The sequence below is a fragment of the Pseudomonas sp. LBUM1656 genome (genome assembly GCF_059716065.1).
Map to the genome: position 1 here is coordinate 1,218,480 of NZ_CP166800.1, position 17,101 is coordinate 1,235,580.

A 17,101-nucleotide genomic window follows, 5' to 3' on the forward strand; every position below is an offset into this window, starting at 1 on the left:
CTGCCGGAACCGGATCCCTGTAGGAGCGAGGCTTGCCCGCGAAGCTTTTGGCTTTCTTGAGGACGCCTTCGCGGGCAAGCCTCGCTCCTACAGGGGCCGGTTTCTACAGTGGATATTGAGTTGTTCGTTATTTCCCGCCGCTACCGGCCACGCTTTCACCACCCCGGGTCAGGTAATACGCGCCGAGAATCGGCAGCATGGTCACCATCATCACCAGCATCGCGACGACGTTGGTCACCGGCACGTCCCGTGGGCGACTGAGTTGATTGAGCAGCCACAGCGGCAAGGTGCGTTCATGGCCGGCGGTGAAGGTGGTGACGATGATCTCGTCGAACGACAGCGCAAACGCGAGCATGCCGCCGGCCAGCAGCGCCGAGCCGAGGTTCGGCAAGACGATGTAGCGGAAGGTCTGCCAGCCATCGGCGCCGAGGTCCATCGAGGCCTCGATCAGGCTGTGTGAAGTGCGGCGCAAACGGGCGATGACGTTGTTGTAGACGATCACCACACAGAAGGTCGCGTGGCCGACGATGATGGTGAACATCCCCGGCTCGATCCCCAAGGTCTTGAAGGTCGCCAGCAACGCGATCCCGGTGATGATCCCCGGTAGCGCAATCGGCAGGATCAGCATCAGCGAGATGCCTTGCTTGCCGAAGAAATCCCGCCGGTACAGCGCGGCCGAGGCGAGGGTGCCAAGGACCATCGCGATCAACGTTGCGATGGCGGCAATTTCAGCCGACAACTTGATCGCCTCCAGCACGTCGGGCCGCGAGAACGCCACACCGATCCACTTCAGGGTAAAACCCTTGGGCGGAAAGCTGAACGCCGCTTCTTCGGTGTTGAAGGCGTACAGGAAGATGATCAGGATCGGGAAGTGCAGAAACACCAACCCGCCCCAGGCTGCGATGCGCAAACCCAGTGAAGCCTTCTCAGAGTGCATCGAAAGCCCCCAGTCGTTTGACGATGGTCAGGTAGATGGCGATCAACACAATCGGCACCAGGGTGAAGGCCGCCGCCATCGGCATGTTGCCGATCGCGCCTTGCTGGGCATAAACCATGCTGCCGACGAAGTACCCCGGCGGCCCCACCAGTTGCGGCACGATGAAGTCGCCCAGGGTCAGCGAAAAGGTGAAGATCGAACCGGCCGCGATGCCTGGAATCGACAGCGGCAGAGTCACCTGCATAAAGGTCTGGCGTGGCTTGGCACCAAGGTCGGCAGACGCTTGCAGCAGAGACGGCGGCAGACGTTCCAGCGAAGCCTGGATCGGCAGGATCATGAACGGCAGCCAAATGTAGACGAACACCATGAAACGACCCAGATGCGAGGTCGACAGCGTGCTGCCGCCCACCCCCGGAATGCCCAACACGAATTGCAAAACCGGCTCCAGTCCCAAGTGTTGAACGAACCACTGCGCCACGCCACCCTTGGCCAGCAGCAAGGTCCAGGCGTAGGCCTTGACGATGTAACTGGCCCACATCGGCAGCATCACCGCGATGTAGAAAAACGCCTTGGTCTTGCCGGTGGTGTAACGCGCCATGTAATAGGCAATCGGGAACGCGACGATGGCGCTGGCGATCGACACGGCAACGGCCATGCTCAGGGTGCGCAGGATGATGTCGAAGTTCGACGGCTGGAACAGCGCTGCAAAGTTCGCCAGGGTCAGGTCGGGGGTGACCGCCATGGTGAAGTCATCGAAGGTGTAGAAGCCTTGCCACAGCAGCACCAGCAGCGAACCGAGGTAGATCGCGCCGAACCATAGCAACGGCGGCACCAGCAGCAGCGACAGGTAAAAATTCGGTCGACGGTACAACAGGTTGGAAAACCTGCGGAGCGGCGAACCGCCGGCCTGGGTTTGAGGGATAGCCACGGTGGTCATCTCACACTCCGCCGACAACGGTGTCGTGCAGCGGGATCATCGCCTCGCGCGCCCAGCGTGCGCTGATGCGTTGCCCGGTCTGGTGCTGGGCGCTGACGTCCAGCCACTGCACGTTGGCCTGGCTGATGTTGAGGGTCTGGCCGTTTTCCAGTTTCAGTTCATAGCGCGTGGCGCTGCCCTGGTACTGAATGTCGTGGAGCAAGCCGCTGACTTCAATCTCGTGACTGGCCAGCGGGCCTTCGGCGAAACGCACGTGTTCCGGGCGTATCGAAAACGGCTGTGGATTGCCGCTCAATTGCTTCGCCAGATCACCGCGAATCACGTTGGACGTGCCGACGAATTCCGCGACGAATGTGGTGGCCGGTTTCATATACAAGTTGCGCGGAGTGTCGACCTGCTCAATGCGACCCTTGTTGAAGACGGCCACGCGATCGGACATCGACAGCGCTTCGGTCTGGTCGTGGGTGACGAAGATGAAGGTGATGCCGAGCTGGCGTTGCAGCTTCTTCAACTCGCTCTGCATTTGTTCGCGCAGCTTCAAATCGAGCGCGCCCAACGGCTCATCGAGCAGCAGTACGCGTGGGCGATTGACCAGAGCGCGGGCCAGGGCCACACGCTGGCGCTGACCGCCGGAAAGTTGCACCGGTTTGCGTTCGCCGTAGCCGCCGAGGGCGACCATGTCGAGGGCTTCTTCGGCACGTTTATGACGTTCGGTTTTACCGACGCCTTTGACCTTCAAACCGTAAGCGACGTTGTCGCGGACGTTCATGTGCGGGAACAGCGCGTAATCCTGAAACACGGTGTTGACGTCACGCTCATACGGCGGCAGCCCGGCGGCTTCTTCGCCATGAATACGGATGGAGCCTGCGCTCGGTTGTTCAAAACCGGCGATCAGGCGCAAACACGTGGTTTTGCCCGAGCCGGAAGGGCCCAGCATGGAAAAGAACTCGCCGTCCTGGATATCGATGGAAACCCGGTCAACGGCCTTCACTTCGCCGAACTGACGGGAAACGTTGGTGAACTGGACTGCAAGCGTCATGGTGCTCAACTCCAAAAATCTGAATCTTCAAAAGCATCGTCGGAGCCGACTCGCTCCCACAGATTTTGCGGTGATTTTGTGGGAGCGATCTGTAGCAGCTGCCGAGGAACGAGGCTGCGTCGGGCTGCGCAGCGGCCCCCGAGGGCGGTCCTGCGGACACGCAACGCAGCCTCGTTCCTCGGCAGCTGCTACAAGGGACTAGCGACCGCCCATGATCGCGATGTAATCCTGGGTCCAACGGCTGTACGGCACGAATTTGCCGCCCTCAGCCTGCGGGGTTTTCCAGAAGGCCAGGTTGTCGAACTGAGCGTAGCCATTGGACGCACACCCTTCGGCGCCCAGCAGCTCGCTGGCCTTGCAGCCTTCAGGCACGGCTGGAAGCGCGCCAAACCAAGCCGATACGTCGCCTTGCACTTTTGGTTGCAGCGACCAGTCCATCCACTTGTAAGCACAGTTCGGGTGCTTGGCTTCGACGTGCATCATGGTGGTGTCCACCCAGCCCGTAGCCCCTTCTTTCGGGATGACAGAGGCGACCGGCTGCTTGTCAGCGACCAGGCCATTGACCATGTATCCCCAGGTGCTTGAAGCCACGACGCCTTCGTTTTTGACGTCACTCATCTGCACGGTTGCGTCATGCCAGTAGCGGTGGATCAGGGGCTGTTGCTTGCGAAGCAGGTCCAGCGCCGCTTTGTACTGCACTTCGTTGAGCTCGTACGGGTTCTTGATGCCCAGTTCCGGCTTGGTTGATTTGAGGTAGAGGGCGGCATCGGCGATATAGATCGGGCCGTCGTATGCCTGAACCCGGCCCTTGTTGGACTTGCCGTCCGGCAGGGTTTGCTCTTCGAACACCACACTCCAGCTATCCGGCGCCGTCTTGAACACGTTGGTGTTGTACATCAACACGTTCGGGCCCCACTGATACGGGGTGCCGTAGGTTTGTTTATTGACGACGTACCAAGGGCCATCCTTGAGGCGAGGGTCTATGTTCTTCCAGTTCGGGATCAACGTCGTGTTAATCGGCTGCACACGCTTGCCGGCGATCAGTCGCAGGGAGGCATCGCCGGATGCAGTCACCAGGTCATAGCCGCCCTTGGCCATCAGGCTGACCATTTCATCGGACGTCGCCGCGGTCTTCACATTGACCTTGCAGCCGGTTTCCTTCTCGAAACCGGTCACCCAATCGTAAGCCTTGTCGCTTTCGCCACGTTCGATGTAGCCGGGCCACGCCACGATATCCAACTGACCTTCGCCGGCACCGACGGCTTTCAGCGGTTCGGCGGCCTGGATACTGGCGCTGGCCAACAGCGCCGTGGTGATTGCACTGAACAGTGCGGTCTTGTGCACGAACATGGGAATTCCCTCTTCTTTAATTATGGTCGGGGCAGTTGTGAACGTGGTGAAGCATGCCGTGAGCGGCTTGTTATTAGCGTAGTCAGAGATGCTGTCCGTGGCGCGCCATGATGTGCCGCACCACGCTGTAGTCCTGAAGCGAATCGCTGGATAAGTCTTTGCCATAACCCGAGCGTTTCAGGCCGCCGTGGGGCATCTCGCTGACCAGCATGAAATGGCTGTTGATCCAGGTGCAGCCGTACTGCAACCGCGCCGCCACTTGCATGGCCTTGTCGAGGTTCTGGGTCCAGACCGACGAGGCGAGGCCGTATTCCGAGTCGTTGGCCCAGTCCACGGCTTGTTCGAGTTCATCGAAACGGGTCACGGTGACCACCGGCCCGAACACTTCGCGCTGGACGATTTCATCGTTCTGTTTGCAGCCGGCCAGCAAGGTTGGCTGGTAATAGAAGCCGGCACCGGAATGCACCGCCGCGCCGGTCACCCGTTCGATGTGCGGCTGACCGAGGGCGCGCTCGACGAAACTGGCCACGCGGTCGCGCTGGCGAGTGCTGATGAGCGGGCCGATTTCGTTGTCGGCGTCGCGTTTACCGGCGAAGCGCAGGCTGCTGACCGCCGCGCCGAGTTCCGCCACCAGCCGGTCATGAATCCCGGCCTGTGCATAAATCCGGCACGCCGCGGTGCAATCCTGGCCAGCGTTGTAGTAACCGTAGGTGCGCACGCCTTCGACCACGGCCTGAATGTCCGCATCGTTGCAGACGATCACCGGCGCTTTGCCGCCGAGTTCAAGGTGCGTGCGTTTCAGGGTTTTTGCCGCGGCCTGGAGGATTTTCTGCCCGGTGACGATATCGCCGGTCAGCGACACCATGCGCACTTTGGGATGGCTGACCAAGTGGCTGCCAACGCCTTCACCGCCGCCGCAGACGATGTTGATCACGCCGCGTGGCAGGATCTCGGCCAGCGCAGGTGCCAGGGCCAGGATCGACAGCGGCGTGTGTTCGGACGGTTTGAACACCAGTGTGTTGCCGGCCGCGAGGGCCGGGGCGATTTTCCACGCAGCCATCATGATCGGGTAGTTCCACGGCGCAATCGACGCGACCACGCCAATCGGATCTCGACGGACCATGCTGGTGTAACCCGGCAGGTATTCGCCGCTGAGCTGGCCGGTCTGGCAGCGCACGGCCCCGGCGAAGAAGCGGAACACATCGACCGTCGCGCTCAAGTCGTCCTGACGGGCCAGGTGCAGCGGCTTGCCGCAGTTCAGGGATTCGAGGCGGGCGAGGAGGTCGGCTTGTTTTTCGATGGCGTTGGCGATGTCCAGCAGCAGGTTCGAGCGTTGCTGCGGCGTGGTCCGCGACCAGCCGGCGAAGGCGCGGTGGGCGGCGAGGATGGCGGCTTCGACTTGCTCGGTGCTGGCTTCCGCGATGTGGGTCAGCACTTCCCCGGTGGCCGGGTTGAGGATCGGTTCGACAAAACCCTGGCCCGCGACCAATTCGCCATCGATCAACAACGCGGTGAACAACGGGGTCTGCGCGCCAGCCATTTTTCGGGTTCTCTTTTCTTGTGTGGCCATGGTGCTCCCTGAGACTGGGCCTGGCCGTCTTATAGATGTAGCAAGACTAGTGCGCGGGCCCGAGGTCGACAAATTCTAAATACTGAAGGTGGCGTTCGATTAAATAGATGGCTTGCGTCCGCCGTGGGGTTGCTCCCGGGCGACGGTCAAAAACGGGTCCACCAATGCCGGGCGCGCGGTGCCACGACGCCAGGCCAGGCCCACATCGAGGGTCTGGCTCAGGTCGGCAATCGGCCGAGCTTCGATGATGTCGCCCTCCAGAGACCAGGGGCGGTAAGTCATGTCCGGCTGAATTGATACGCCCAGCCCAGCAGCCACGAGGCTTCGAACCGCTTCCGTCGACGCGGTTTTCAGGGTGATGCGCGGTTGCAGGCCGACCCCGCACCACATGCGGTGGGCGTTGCGGTCCATTTCATCGACGTTGAGCTGAATCAGCGGCTCACGGGCTACATCGGCGAGGTTGATGCTGTCGTGTTCCAGCAGCGGATGCTGGGCCGGCAACCACAGCCGATGGGGTGAGTGAGTCAGCACCTCGGTCTGCAAGGCGTGGCGGTCTTCGAGGTTGGAAAGGATCAATACACCGACATCGATCTCGCCGCTGACCAGCAAATGCTCGATGTACGGGCGCTCGTCCTCCATCACGCGGATTTCGACGTTGGGGTAGGCGCGCTGAAAACGAGTGAGCAAATCCGCGAGGTAATAACCGGCCACCAGGCTGGTCACGCCGATGATCAACTGCCCGGCGACTTGATCAGTGCTTTGTTGCAGGCTGCGCTTGGCGTTGTCCACGGTGGCCAGGATCAGGTGCGCCTGGCGCAGGAATTGATGGCCCTGGTGGGTCAGGCTCATGCCCTTGGCGTGTCGATTAAACAGGCCGACACCAATCTCCTCTTCCAGTTGCTGGATCGCCAGGGTCAATGTCGATTGGGAAATGAACGCGGTTTGCGCGGCAGCGGAGATCGAGCCGGTCTCGGCCACGGCGATGAAGTGACGGATCTGACGCAAGGTCATCATGGGGAATTACCCAGTGGGCGGTTTTATAGATTCGCTTGAGTGTATATCGCTTTAATCGATGGCCAAGTTTTTCCAAGCAACATCCAGAAGCACTCTCGTCCCCGGTCGACGGGCACTTTCGTTCTAGGCTGGTGGCCTTAGTGTCCGGTTAACCCCTTTCGTGGAGGCGGCAAAATGAATACGCGTGGATTGCTCGATCAACTACTCAAGTCCGGTCAGGACCTGATGCAGAACAAGGCCGGTGGCGCTCAACACAAGGCGTCCAGCGGTGGATTGGGCGGGTTGCTCGGCGGCAGCGGTGGTTCGGGCGGCCTCGGCGGGTTGCTCTCCGGCGCGGGCGGTGGCGCACTGGCGGCCGGCGCCATGGGCCTGTTGCTCGGCAGCAAAAAGGCCCGCAACGTTGGCGGAAAAGTCGCCATCTACGGTGGCCTCGCGGCGCTCGGCGTGATTGCCTACAAGGCATATGGCAATTGGCAGGCCCAGCAGGGCACTGCGCCGAAGACTGAGCCGCAGACACTCGATCGTCTGCCACCCGCGCAGGTCGAGTTGCACAGCCAGGCGATTCTCAAGGCGCTGGTCGCCGCGGCCAAAGCCGATGGCCATGTCGACGATCGTGAGCGTGCGCTGATCGAAGGTGAATTCACCAAGCTCGACAACGATCAGGAATTGCAGCAGTGGCTGCACGCCGAACTCAGCAAGCCGCTTGACCCGACGGAAGTCGCCCGCGCGGCCAGCACGCCGGAAATGGCTGCCGAGATGTACATCGCCAGCGTGATGCTGGTGGATGAGGAGAGCTTCATGGAGAAGTCCTACCTGGATGAGCTGGCGCGGCAGTTGAAGCTTGAGCCGGGGTTGAAGGCGGAGTTGGAGAAGCAGGTGCGGCAGGCTGCTATGTAGGTCGATCCAGGCGCCTGCGGGCAACTGTTTCGAGTTGAATATGCGATATCACCGCTCATCGGAATACGCCGGCTACTGTCAGATCTGACAGTAGACGGTCATCCTCTTTCGCGTTCTCAATAGCCCTGTCAAAACCATTGGCAGGAGCCATTACCATGACCACCAACCCAGTCAACAGCACAACGGCACTAACAGATAAAAGATTCGATATTCCGGTCAGTGACAGGCCAATCGGCATTGCTTGTAGTCGTGATGGAAAACTTGCCATTGTGACTCACGATACTTCTGATGGCGCTGTCACTATAATAGATCTTGCGACATTGAAGGAAATCAAGATTATAAAAGTTGGCGTGGCGGTGCGCGCAATTGCCGTTAGTCCAGATAATAAATATATTGTTGTGTGTTGGCAGAACGGAACATTTATTATCAGTGTTAACACCCTGGAAGTAGTGGCTGAGATCGAACTAATTGGCTCTGACGTTTCGGTGGGGTTTAGCCCTGATGGAAAACGCCTGTATTTTTGCAAGCTGAGCGCGCCCCAGTTAGTGATTTTGGATTTTGAAACTAAGGAAGAACTGCACTCAATATGCGATGCCAGATCACCAGATGCGATTGCGATCAGTCAAACCAAGACCAAAGCTTATTTTTCAAGTGGCAATGATGTGGTCAATGTATTGGATACAAATACTGGGCAGGTAATCAGTAGTATTGAAGTAGGGAGAAATCCATTCGATGTTGCCATAAACAGTGACGATAGTCTCCTTTGTGTCTGTAATTTTCAAGATAAAACTATTTCATTTGTCGATCTGGAAGATGAGCGAGTGGTTTCGACAACTCCTGTTGAAAGTTCACCTTGGGCTGTCGCGATAAGCCCTGATAATCAGCATGCGTATGTTGCGCTTGATGAAGGTGGTGTCAGCGTCATCGATCTCAATACATTCAAAGAGGTTGGGCGTTTGGGTGTTGGACGCGACCCTGTGGATATTGCAGTTGATTGCACCGGTTCTTTTGTGTGTACGGCAAACCTGACTGCTAATTCCGTCTCGGTTATCAGTCTCAGATCTACTCCATCTGAAGAAACAGAAGATTTTGAGTCCGTAGAACTGCAAAAAATTACGGAGGTCAAGGAGGTGATGTCGACCCGTATTTTTAATGTGACATTACTCGAAAAGTCAGACCCGGGACAATCGTTGGAATTTGCCAATATCGGTTGGAATGGTGAGCAGGTAAAAGGAAACTTGCTATATAATTTTGATGTTTTTGCCGACCATAGGATGGTGTATTCTCTAGAGTTAGTTGTGGGTGTCGCAACTTCGGTGGTTTTTTGGGTGGCTGGCGGTAATATCGGATCAAGTATCCCTTATGTGGATGTGTGGTTTTTTGACGAGTTCGATAATGAACTCAACGCTCAGCATTTTGTTGGAACACCCTATACTTTTCTCGAAAGAATGGTTGATTCCGGTCGTCTCGAAGGTATCAGGAAGATACAAATCAGGACGAATGGCCAATTTCTCATTGATAACATTACGGTTAAACGTGGTTAACGAGGAAAATACAGCGGTTGTTCGGGGGGCGGGTTTTTAATCTGGCTCTCTCCACATCACAAGCGCAGTCTATAAATCGCGTCTACGTTCTTCGCGAGCAAGCTCGTTTCCACACTTGACCGGGTTGTCAACACGATCGCAGTCCTAGTGGGAGCGAGCCTGCTCGCGAAGGCGTCTTCTGCCCAACAAATCCTTTGGCGCAATCCACAGTCCATTTTGTTCTTTGGCAGTTTTGGTGCATCCCTACTTTCGGGAGTGAGTGGCGCACGCTGCAGACCTCTCGGCCTACAAAGTGAGCCACAGAACGGGTTCTCGCCAAGTGCAACAGTGGCATGACACCCGTCTTATAAATGAAACACCCTCAGCTATACTCCGCAGCATTTGAACCGCCCCGAGGACTGACTGTGAAGAACTGGACGTTGCGCCAACGCATCTTGGCGAGCTTTGCGGTGATTATCGCCATCATGTTGCTGATGGTCGTCGTCTCGTATTCCCGGCTGCTGAAGATCGAAATCAGCGAAGCCAGCGTTCGTGAGGACGCGTTGCCCGGGGTCTATTACAGCTCGACGATTCGCGGTGCCTGGGTCGACAGTTTTCTCCATATTCAGGAAATGCTGGGCCTGAAGGAAGGGCAGGGCATCAGTGCCGAAGACGCCGCAGACTTCAAAAGCTACGAAGCGCGTGTGCAGGAAGCGATGAGTAACTATCGCGGCACCGTGACTACGGAGGAAGACAAGGTCGAATTCGCGACATTCGAAAAACTCCATGCGGAGTACGGCAAGCTCCTGGCCGCGGTGCTCGACTTGCACAAGCGCAATCAAGAGGCTGACGCTATCAAGTTGTTCAACGAACAACTGACTCCGGCCTGGACCGCAGGTCGAATGAAGCTCAATGACATCCTCCGCGAAAACAAAGCCGTGGCCGACCAGGACATCGCGAACATCGATGACGCCGTGGTCACCGCTAAAATCATCATGGGCATTTCCCTGTTGGTCGCGGTATTGGCCGCCGGCCTCTGCGGCTTGTTGTTGATGCGCGCAATCATGGCGCCGATGAACCGGATTGTGCAGATCCTCGAAATCATGCGCACTGGCGACCTCAGCGGCCGCCTGAACCTGGAGCGCAAAGACGAGTTCAATGCGGTGGAAACCGGCTTCAACGACATGATGGCCGAGCTCACCTCGCTCGTGTCTCAGGCCCAGCGCTCCTCCGTCCAGGTCACCACGTCGGTGACCGAGATCGCCGCCACCTCCAAGCAACAGCAAGCCACCGCCACCGAAACCGCCGCCACCACCACCGAAATCGGCGCGACGTCCCGTGAAATCGCGGCCACCTCCCGTGATCTGGTGCGCACCATGACTGAAGTTTCCACCGCCGCCGATCAGGCCTCGGTAGCGGCCGGCTCCGGGCAGCAAGGCCTGGCGCGGATGGAAGAGACCATGCACTCGGTGATGGGCGCGGCCGATCTGGTCAACGCCAAACTGGCGATCCTCAACGAGAAGGCCGGCAACATTAACCAGGTGGTCGTGACCATCGTCAAAGTCGCCGACCAGACCAATCTCTTGTCGTTGAACGCCGCCATCGAAGCCGAAAAGGCCGGTGAGTACGGTCGCGGGTTTGCCGTGGTCGCCACCGAAGTGCGGCGTCTGGCGGACCAGACCGCCGTGGCCACGTATGACATCGAGCAGATGGTGCGCGAGATCCAGTCGGCGGTGTCGGCCGGGGTGATGGGCATGGACAAATTCTCCGAAGAAGTGCGCCGCGGCATGTCCGAAGTGCAGCAGGTCGGCGAGCAGCTGTCGCAGATCATCCACCAGGTTCAGGCGCTGGCGCCGCGGGTGTTGATGGTCAACGAAGGCATGCAGGCGCAGGCCACCGGCGCCGAGCAGATCAACCATGCGCTGGTGCAGTTGGGCGATGCCAGCAGCCAGACCGTCGAGTCCCTGCGCCAGGCCAGTTTCGCCATTGACGAGCTGAGCCAGGTGGCCGTGGGGCTGCGGGGCGGCGTTTCGCGATTCAAAGTCTGATGAGCGAACTTGTGGTCAAACGCGGTGCGGTGATGCCGGCAAAACACGCGTTGTTTCTGCTGTTTCGCATCGGCAACGAGCGTTATGCCTTGCAGGCGCGCGAAGTGGCCGAGGTGCTGCCGCGTCTGCCGTTGAAGCCGATTGCCAAGGCGCCGGACTGGGTCGCCGGGGTGTTCGCCTATCGCGGCGCGGTGGTGCCGGTGATCGACCTCAGCGCGCTGACCTTTGGTCAACCGGCGCAAGCCCGCACCAGCACGCGGCTGGTACTTGTGCACTATTGGCCGGATGAGGAAACGCCTGCAAAGTTGCTCGGGCTGATTCTGGAGCAAGCCACCGACACCTTGCGCTGCAACCCGGCGGACTTTAAACCCTATGGCCTGGACAATCGCCAGGCGCCCTACCTGGGGCCGGTTCGTGAAGATGCCCAGGGTTTGCTGCAATGGGTGCGGGTGGCTGATTTGCTCGATGATCAGGTGCGCGCGCTGCTGTTTCCTTCGTCACCGCTGGACCTGGCGCTGCTTGAGGAACGGCCATGAGCAGCGATCAGCGCTTTTTCGATTTCCTCAAGGAACGCATCGGCCTCGACGTGACGTCAGTGGGGCCGGCGATCATCGAGCGCGCGGTGCGCCAGCGCAGCACCGCTTCCAGAGCGCTGACGGCGGATGAGTATTGGCACACGCTGCAAGGTTCGCGGGACGAACAGCAGGCGCTGATCGAAGCGGTGATCGTTCCAGAGACCTGGTTTTTCCGCTACCCGGAATCTTTCGCGACGTTGGCGAAACTGGCCACCAAACGCTTGGCCGACATCAACAACCTGCGCGCGCTGCGGATTCTCAGCCTGCCCTGTTCCACTGGCGAGGAGCCGTACTCCATCGCCATGGCCTTGCTCGATGCCGGACTCAAGCCGCATCAGTTCAAGGTCGAAGGCATGGACGTCAGCCCGCTGTCGGTGGAAAAAGCCAAGCGTGCGTTGTATGGCAAGAATTCATTCCGTGGCCAGGACATCGAGTTTCGCGAGCGCCATTTCAGTGCCGAAGAAGACGGCTACCGCCTCAACGAACGAGTGCTTGAACAGGTGCGTTTGCAGGTCGGCAACTTGCTGGATCCGGCGCTGCTGGCCAGCGAGTCGCCTTATGATTTTGTGTTCTGCCGCAACCTGCTGATCTATTTCGACCTGCCCACCCAGCAGCAAGTCTTCGAAGTGCTCAAACGCCTGACGCATGTCGACGGCGTGCTGTTTATCGGCCCGGCCGAAGGCAGTTTGCTCGGTCGTTTCGGCATGCGCTCGATTGGCATCCCGCAGTCTTTTGCGTTCAGCCGTCAGAGCGCGCCTGCACCCGAACCTCTGTCAGTCTTCGTCCCGACACCGCTGCCGGTGCGCCAACCGGTGCGCAGCGTGACACCGCCGCCCGTGCGCAATCGTCCGTTCGCAACCATTTTGCCGCCGACCGTCACCCCGAAAGCCTCGGACGCTGCCACCTTGTTGGCGAACATCGCAGCGCTGGCCAACGAAGGCAAAAGCGCCGATGCCCGCGCTGCCTGCGAACGTTATTTGCGCAGTCACGAACCGGTGGCCCAGGTGTTTTATTGGCTGGGGCTGCTCAGCGATGTCGCCGGCAGAGTCCTCGAAGCCCAGGGGTTTTATCGCAAGGCGTTGTACCTCGAACCGCAACACCCCGACGCGTTGATGCACCTGGCAGCCTTGCTGCAATCCCAGGGCGACACGGCGGGTGCCAAAAGATTGCAGGACCGCGCCGCCCGCAGCGAGCGTGCCGCCGACAGTGAGCGTAAACGATGAACGGCTCCGACACCTTGAGCGTCACCCATGAAGATGCCCAGGCCATCGACGACTGCTGGAACCGCATCGGTATCCACGGCGACAAATCCTGCCCGCTGCTGATCGAACACATTCATTGTCGCAACTGCGCGGTGTATTCCGCCGCGGCCACGCGCTTGCTCGACCGCTACGCCTTGCAACAGGACGATCGCGAGCAGGTCTCGGTGGCGGCCGAAATTGACGTGAAAACCCGCTCGCTGCTGATGTTTCGTCTGGGCGAAGAATGGCTGGGCCTGGCCACCCGCAGTCTGGTCGAAGTAGCGCCGCTGCAAGCGATTCATTCCTTGCCGCACCAGCGCTCCCGGGCCCTGCTCGGCGTGGCGAACGTGCGCGGTGCTTTGGTGGCGTGCCTGTCCCTGGTGGAACTGCTCGGTCTCGATGGCACCAGCAGCGTGGCGTCTGGTACGCGAGTGATGCCGAGGATGCTGATCATTGCTGCGCACGGCGGGCCGGTGGTGGTGCCGGTGGACGAAGTGGACGGCATACATGCCATTGACGAGCGCATCCTCGATGCTGCGTCGCCGTCCGGCAACCAGGCCAGCGCCAAATACACCCGGGGCGTGTTGCAATTCAAAGGTCGCAGCCTGCGTTGGCTGGATGAAGAACAGCTGTTGTCCGCCGTGACCCGGAGCCTCACATGACCCCCGAGCAAATGCGCGACGCTTCGTTGCTGGAGCTGTTCAGCCTCGAAGCCGAAGCGCAGACCCAGGTGCTGAGCGCAGGCCTTCTGGCGCTTGAGCGCGATCCGACCCAGGCTGATCACCTTGAATCGTGCATGCGCGCGGCCCACTCGCTCAAAGGCGCGGCGCGGATTGTCGGGGTCGATGCCGGCGTCAGCGTCGCGCATGTGATGGAAGATTGCCTGGTCAGCGCGCAGGAAGGGCGCCTGTACCTGCGGCCCGAGCACATTGACGCCTTGCTGCAAGGCACCGATTTGCTGATGCGTATCGCGACGCCGAATAACAATCCCGGGGCGGCGGATATCGAGGCCTATGTGGCACTGATGGCGCGGTTGCTGGATCCGCTCGCGTTGGCCATGCCGATCAGCACGCCGATTGCACCGTTCATCACCGAGTCCGAGCCTGAAGCGCTCGCGCCGATGGTCGAAGCCCTGATTCCGGTCGCCGAACCGCCACCCGCAGAGCCAGCGAAAAGGACCCGGCGCACCACCGATAATGGCGAACGCGTGCTGCGCGTCACGGCCGAACGCTTGAACAGCCTGCTCGACCTGTCGAGCAAATCCCTGGTGGAAACCCAGCGACTCAAGCCGCACCTGGCCACGATGCAGCGCCTCAAACGCATGCAGAACAATGGCCTGCGGGCGCTGGAAAACCTCAACGTCCACCTCAAGGAACATGCCTTGAGCCTCGAAGCCCAGGAAGCCTTGGCCGATGCCCGGCGGCTGCTGGCCGAGTCCCAGCAATTGCTGGTGGAAAAAAACGCCGAACTGGATGAGTTTGCCTGGCAGGCCAGTCAACGGGCGCAGGTGTTGTACGACACCGCGCTGGCCTGTCGCATGCGGCCGTTTGCCGACGTGTTGGGCGGGCAAGTGCGCATGGTCCGCGACCTCGGTCGCAGCCTCGGTAAACAGGTGCGGCTGGAGATCGAGGGCGAGAAAACCCAGGTTGATCGCGACGTCCTGGAAAAGCTCGAAGCGCCGTTGACGCACTTGCTGCGCAACGCGGTGGATCACGGCATCGAGTCCCCCGAGCTACGCTTGCTGGCCGGCAAGCCTGAAGAAGGCCTGATTCGTCTGCGCGCCTCCCATCAAGCGGGTCTGCTGGTGCTGGAGTTGAGCGATGACGGTCACGGCGTCGATCTGGAAAAAGTCCGCCGCAGCATCATCGCGCGGCAGTTATCCCCGGCTGAAACCGCTGCCCAGTTGAGCGAAGAAGAGCTGCTGACGTTCCTGTTCCTGCCGGGTTTCAGCCTTCGCGACAAGGTCACTGAAGTGTCCGGGCGGGGCGTCGGCCTGGACGCGGTTCAGCACATGGTCCGTCAGTTGCGCGGCGCGGTGGTGCTGGAGCAGACGGCGGGCGAGGGTAGCCGTTTTCACCTCGAAGTGCCGCTGACGCTGTCTGTGGTGCGCAGTCTGGTGGTGGAAGTCGGTGACGAGGCGTACGCCTTTCCGCTGGCGCACATCGAACGCATGCGTGATCTGGAGCCGGCGGACATCGTTCAGGTCGAAGGGCGTCAGCACTTCTGGCACGAAGGCCGGCATGTCGGGCTGGTCGCCGCCAGTCAGCTGTTGCAGCGCCCGGCGAGCACGAGCAGCCAGCAAACCCTGAAAGTCGTGGTAATCCGCGAGCGCGAGGCGATTTACGGTGTCGCGGTCGAACGGTTTATTGGCGAGCGGACGCTGGTCGTATTGCCGCTGGATGAACGTCTGGGCAAGGTGCAGGACATTTCCGCCGGGGCTTTGCTCGACGACGGGTCGGTGGTGCTGATTGTCGACGTCGAAGACATGCTGCGCTCGGTGGACAAGCTGCTCAACACCGGACGTCTGGAGCGGATTGCCCGTCAAGGCAGCCAGGCCGTCGAGGCGGCTCGTAAACGGATTCTGGTGGTCGACGATTCGCTGACCGTTCGCGAGTTGCAGCGCAAGTTGCTGCTCAATCGTGGCTACGACGTGGCCGTGGCGGTCGATGGTATGGATGGCTGGAACGCCCTGCGTTCGGAGGATTTCGATCTGCTGATCACCGACATTGATATGCCGCGCATGGACGGCATCGAACTGGTGTCTTTGTTGCGTCAGGACAATCGCCTGCAATCGCTGCCGGTTATGGTGGTGTCCTATAAAGATCGCGAAGAAGACCGTCGTCGTGGACTGGACGCCGGAGCCGACTATTATCTAGCCAAAGCCAGTTTTCATGACGACGCCCTGCTTGATGCAGTGGTTGAGCTCATCGGAGGAGCGCGGGCATGAAAATAGCGATCGTCAACGACATGCCCATGGCCGTGGAGGCCCTGCGCCGCGCCCTGGCATTCGAACCGGCGCATGAAGTGGTCTGGGTCGCCGGCAACGGCGCCGAGGCGGTGCAACGCTGCGCCGAAAATACCCCGGACCTGATCCTGATGGACCTGATCATGCCGATAATGGACGGCGTGGAAGCTACCCGGCGGATCATGGCCGAGACGCCCTGCGCCATTGTCATTGTCACGGTCGACCGCCAGCAGAACGTGCACCGGGTGTTCGAGGCCATGGGCCACGGCGCGCTGGACGTGGTCGACACTCCCGCCCTCGGTGCCGGCAATGCCCAAGAGGCGGCGGCGCCGCTGTTGCGCAAGATCATGAACATTGGCTGGCTGATTGGTGACAAGGGCAATCGCGAACGACCGGGCCCTAGCCCGCTGCGCAGCTCGGCTTCGCGCCAGCGCCTGATCGCGATCGGCTCGTCCGCAGGCGGCCCGGCGGCGCTGGAAGTCTTGCTCAAGGGCCTGCCACAAGATTTTTCGACCGCGATCGTGTTGGTGCAGCATGTGGACCAGGTGTTCGCCGCCGGCATGGCCGAATGGCTCAGCAGTGCCAGCGGCCTGAAGGTTCGACTGGCCCAGGAAGGCGAGCCCCCACAGGCCGGCACGGTGTTGCTGGCGGGCACCAACCACCATATTCGCTTGCTGAAAAACGGCACGCTGGCCTACACCGCCGAACCGGTCAACGAGATCTATCGGCCCTCGATCGATGTGTTTTTCGAGAGCGTGGCCAGTTACTGGAACGGCGATGCCGTGGGGGTTTTGCTCACCGGTATGGGGCGCGACGGCGCGCAGGGGCTTAAACTCATGCGCCAACAGGGCTACCTGACCATCGCTCAGGACCAACAAAGCAGTGCGGTTTACGGAATGCCGAAAGCGGCAGCGGCCATCGATGCCGCCGTGGAAGTTCGCCCACTGGACAAGATAGCGCCACGATTGCTGGAGATTTTCCCCAAATGAAGACTTTTCGCAGCAA

The 17,101-nt window shown here is 60.1% G+C and carries 14 protein-coding genes; 8 read left to right on the forward strand and 6 right to left on the reverse strand.

Annotated features, from left to right (window positions below; translation table 11 throughout):
* Positions 1 to 127 precede the first annotated feature (127 nt).
* The 6 genes from ACA072_RS05305 to ACA072_RS05330 all read right to left on the reverse strand — a co-directional run bounded on the left by ACA072_RS05305 (position 128) and on the right by ACA072_RS05330 (position 6,847).
* Positions 128 to 937 carry an ABC transporter permease gene (locus ACA072_RS05305; RefSeq protein ID WP_497623500.1) on the reverse strand — a complete coding sequence of 270 codons (810 nt, stop codon included), beginning with the start codon at positions 935 to 937 and terminating at the stop codon, positions 128 to 130.
* Positions 927 to 1,874 carry an ABC transporter permease gene (locus ACA072_RS05310; RefSeq protein WP_497623501.1) on the reverse strand — a complete coding sequence of 316 codons (948 nt, stop codon included), beginning with the start codon at positions 1,872 to 1,874 and terminating at the stop codon, positions 927 to 929. Before ACA072_RS05310 ends, ACA072_RS05305 begins: the two co-directional genes overlap by 11 nt.
* Before the next feature lies 1 nt (position 1,875).
* Complete coding sequence (locus ACA072_RS05315) at positions 1,876 to 2,913, reverse strand: ABC transporter ATP-binding protein (RefSeq protein WP_497623502.1); 1,038 nt, start codon at positions 2,911 to 2,913, stop codon at positions 1,876 to 1,878.
* 198 nt (positions 2,914 to 3,111) lie between these two features.
* A complete protein-coding gene (gene ydcS, locus ACA072_RS05320) occupies positions 3,112 to 4,263 on the reverse strand; it encodes a putative ABC transporter substrate-binding protein YdcS (RefSeq protein WP_497623503.1) in 1,152 nt (383 codons plus the stop codon).
* An 82-nt stretch (positions 4,264 to 4,345) separates the two neighbouring features.
* Entirely contained in the window at positions 4,346 to 5,833 is a 1,488-nt protein-coding gene (locus tag ACA072_RS05325) for a gamma-aminobutyraldehyde dehydrogenase (protein WP_462025713.1), read from the reverse strand.
* A gap of 99 nt (positions 5,834 to 5,932) precedes the next feature.
* The gene (locus tag ACA072_RS05330) at positions 5,933 to 6,847 is read right to left on the reverse strand and encodes a LysR family transcriptional regulator (protein WP_497623504.1); all 915 of its coding nucleotides are present in this window, start codon (positions 6,845 to 6,847) and stop codon (positions 5,933 to 5,935) included.
* A gap of 174 nt (positions 6,848 to 7,021) precedes the next feature.
* Here ACA072_RS05330 and ACA072_RS05335 point away from each other — a divergent pair, with 174 nt between their 5' ends.
* The 8 genes from ACA072_RS05335 to ACA072_RS05370 all read left to right on the forward strand — a co-directional run bounded on the left by ACA072_RS05335 (position 7,022) and on the right by ACA072_RS05370 (position 17,085).
* On the forward strand, positions 7,022 to 7,744 hold the full coding sequence (locus ACA072_RS05335; protein ID WP_497623505.1) for a tellurite resistance TerB family protein: 723 nt from the start codon (positions 7,022 to 7,024) through the stop codon (positions 7,742 to 7,744).
* 155 nt (positions 7,745 to 7,899) lie between these two features.
* Positions 7,900 to 9,288, forward strand: coding sequence for a cytochrome D1 domain-containing protein (locus ACA072_RS05340; protein WP_497623506.1), 1,389 nt, complete (start codon positions 7,900 to 7,902; stop codon positions 9,286 to 9,288).
* Between the two features lie 404 nt (positions 9,289 to 9,692).
* Positions 9,693 to 11,315 carry a methyl-accepting chemotaxis protein gene (locus ACA072_RS05345; protein WP_497623507.1) on the forward strand — a complete coding sequence of 541 codons (1,623 nt, stop codon included), beginning with the start codon at positions 9,693 to 9,695 and terminating at the stop codon, positions 11,313 to 11,315.
* Positions 11,315 to 11,851 (forward strand): chemotaxis protein CheW, encoded by a 537-nt coding sequence (locus ACA072_RS05350; RefSeq protein WP_497623508.1) that lies wholly within the window; start codon positions 11,315 to 11,317, stop codon positions 11,849 to 11,851. Before ACA072_RS05345 ends, ACA072_RS05350 begins: the two co-directional genes overlap by 1 nt.
* Positions 11,848 to 13,113, forward strand: coding sequence for a CheR family methyltransferase (locus tag ACA072_RS05355; protein ID WP_497623509.1), 1,266 nt, complete (start codon positions 11,848 to 11,850; stop codon positions 13,111 to 13,113). Before ACA072_RS05350 ends, ACA072_RS05355 begins: the two co-directional genes overlap by 4 nt.
* Positions 13,110 to 13,793, forward strand: coding sequence for a chemotaxis protein CheW (locus ACA072_RS05360; RefSeq protein WP_497623510.1), 684 nt, complete (start codon positions 13,110 to 13,112; stop codon positions 13,791 to 13,793). The genes ACA072_RS05355 and ACA072_RS05360 overlap by 4 nt, the downstream gene beginning before the upstream one ends.
* Positions 13,790 to 16,078 carry a hybrid sensor histidine kinase/response regulator gene (locus tag ACA072_RS05365; protein ID WP_497623511.1) on the forward strand — a complete coding sequence of 763 codons (2,289 nt, stop codon included), beginning with the start codon at positions 13,790 to 13,792 and terminating at the stop codon, positions 16,076 to 16,078. Before ACA072_RS05360 ends, ACA072_RS05365 begins: the two co-directional genes overlap by 4 nt.
* The gene (locus tag ACA072_RS05370; RefSeq protein WP_497623512.1) at positions 16,075 to 17,085 is read left to right on the forward strand and encodes a chemotaxis response regulator protein-glutamate methylesterase; all 1,011 of its coding nucleotides are present in this window, start codon (positions 16,075 to 16,077) and stop codon (positions 17,083 to 17,085) included. The genes ACA072_RS05365 and ACA072_RS05370 overlap by 4 nt, the downstream gene beginning before the upstream one ends.
* Positions 17,086 to 17,101: the final 16 nt, after the last annotated feature.

What these genes read in the sequence shown, in the direction of transcription:
- ACA072_RS05305 (WP_497623500.1), bottom strand. Translation starts at nt 937, where the DNA reads ATGCACTCTGAGAAGGCTTCACTGGGTTTGCGCATCGCAGCCTGGGGC.
- ACA072_RS05310 (WP_497623501.1), bottom strand. Translation starts at nt 1,874, where the DNA reads ATGACCACCGTGGCTATCCCTCAAACCCAGGCCGGCGGTTCGCCGCTC.
- ACA072_RS05315 (WP_497623502.1), bottom strand. Translation starts at nt 2,913, where the DNA reads ATGACGCTTGCAGTCCAGTTCACCAACGTTTCCCGTCAGTTCGGCGAA.
- ydcS (WP_497623503.1), bottom strand. Translation starts at nt 4,263, where the DNA reads ATGTTCGTGCACAAGACCGCACTGTTCAGTGCAATCACCACGGCGCTG.
- ACA072_RS05325 (WP_462025713.1), bottom strand. Translation starts at nt 5,833, where the DNA reads ATGGCCACACAAGAAAAGAGAACCCGAAAAATGGCTGGCGCGCAGACC.
- ACA072_RS05330 (WP_497623504.1), bottom strand. Translation starts at nt 6,847, where the DNA reads ATGATGACCTTGCGTCAGATCCGTCACTTCATCGCCGTGGCCGAGACC.
- ACA072_RS05335 (WP_497623505.1), top strand. Translation starts at nt 7,022, where the DNA reads ATGAATACGCGTGGATTGCTCGATCAACTACTCAAGTCCGGTCAGGAC.
- ACA072_RS05340 (WP_497623506.1), top strand. Translation starts at nt 7,900, where the DNA reads ATGACCACCAACCCAGTCAACAGCACAACGGCACTAACAGATAAAAGA.
- ACA072_RS05350 (WP_497623508.1), top strand. Translation starts at nt 11,315, where the DNA reads ATGAGCGAACTTGTGGTCAAACGCGGTGCGGTGATGCCGGCAAAACAC.
- ACA072_RS05355 (WP_497623509.1), top strand. Translation starts at nt 11,848, where the DNA reads ATGAGCAGCGATCAGCGCTTTTTCGATTTCCTCAAGGAACGCATCGGC.
- ACA072_RS05360 (WP_497623510.1), top strand. Translation starts at nt 13,110, where the DNA reads ATGAACGGCTCCGACACCTTGAGCGTCACCCATGAAGATGCCCAGGCC.
- ACA072_RS05365 (WP_497623511.1), top strand. Translation starts at nt 13,790, where the DNA reads ATGACCCCCGAGCAAATGCGCGACGCTTCGTTGCTGGAGCTGTTCAGC.
- ACA072_RS05370 (WP_497623512.1), top strand. Translation starts at nt 16,075, where the DNA reads ATGAAAATAGCGATCGTCAACGACATGCCCATGGCCGTGGAGGCCCTG.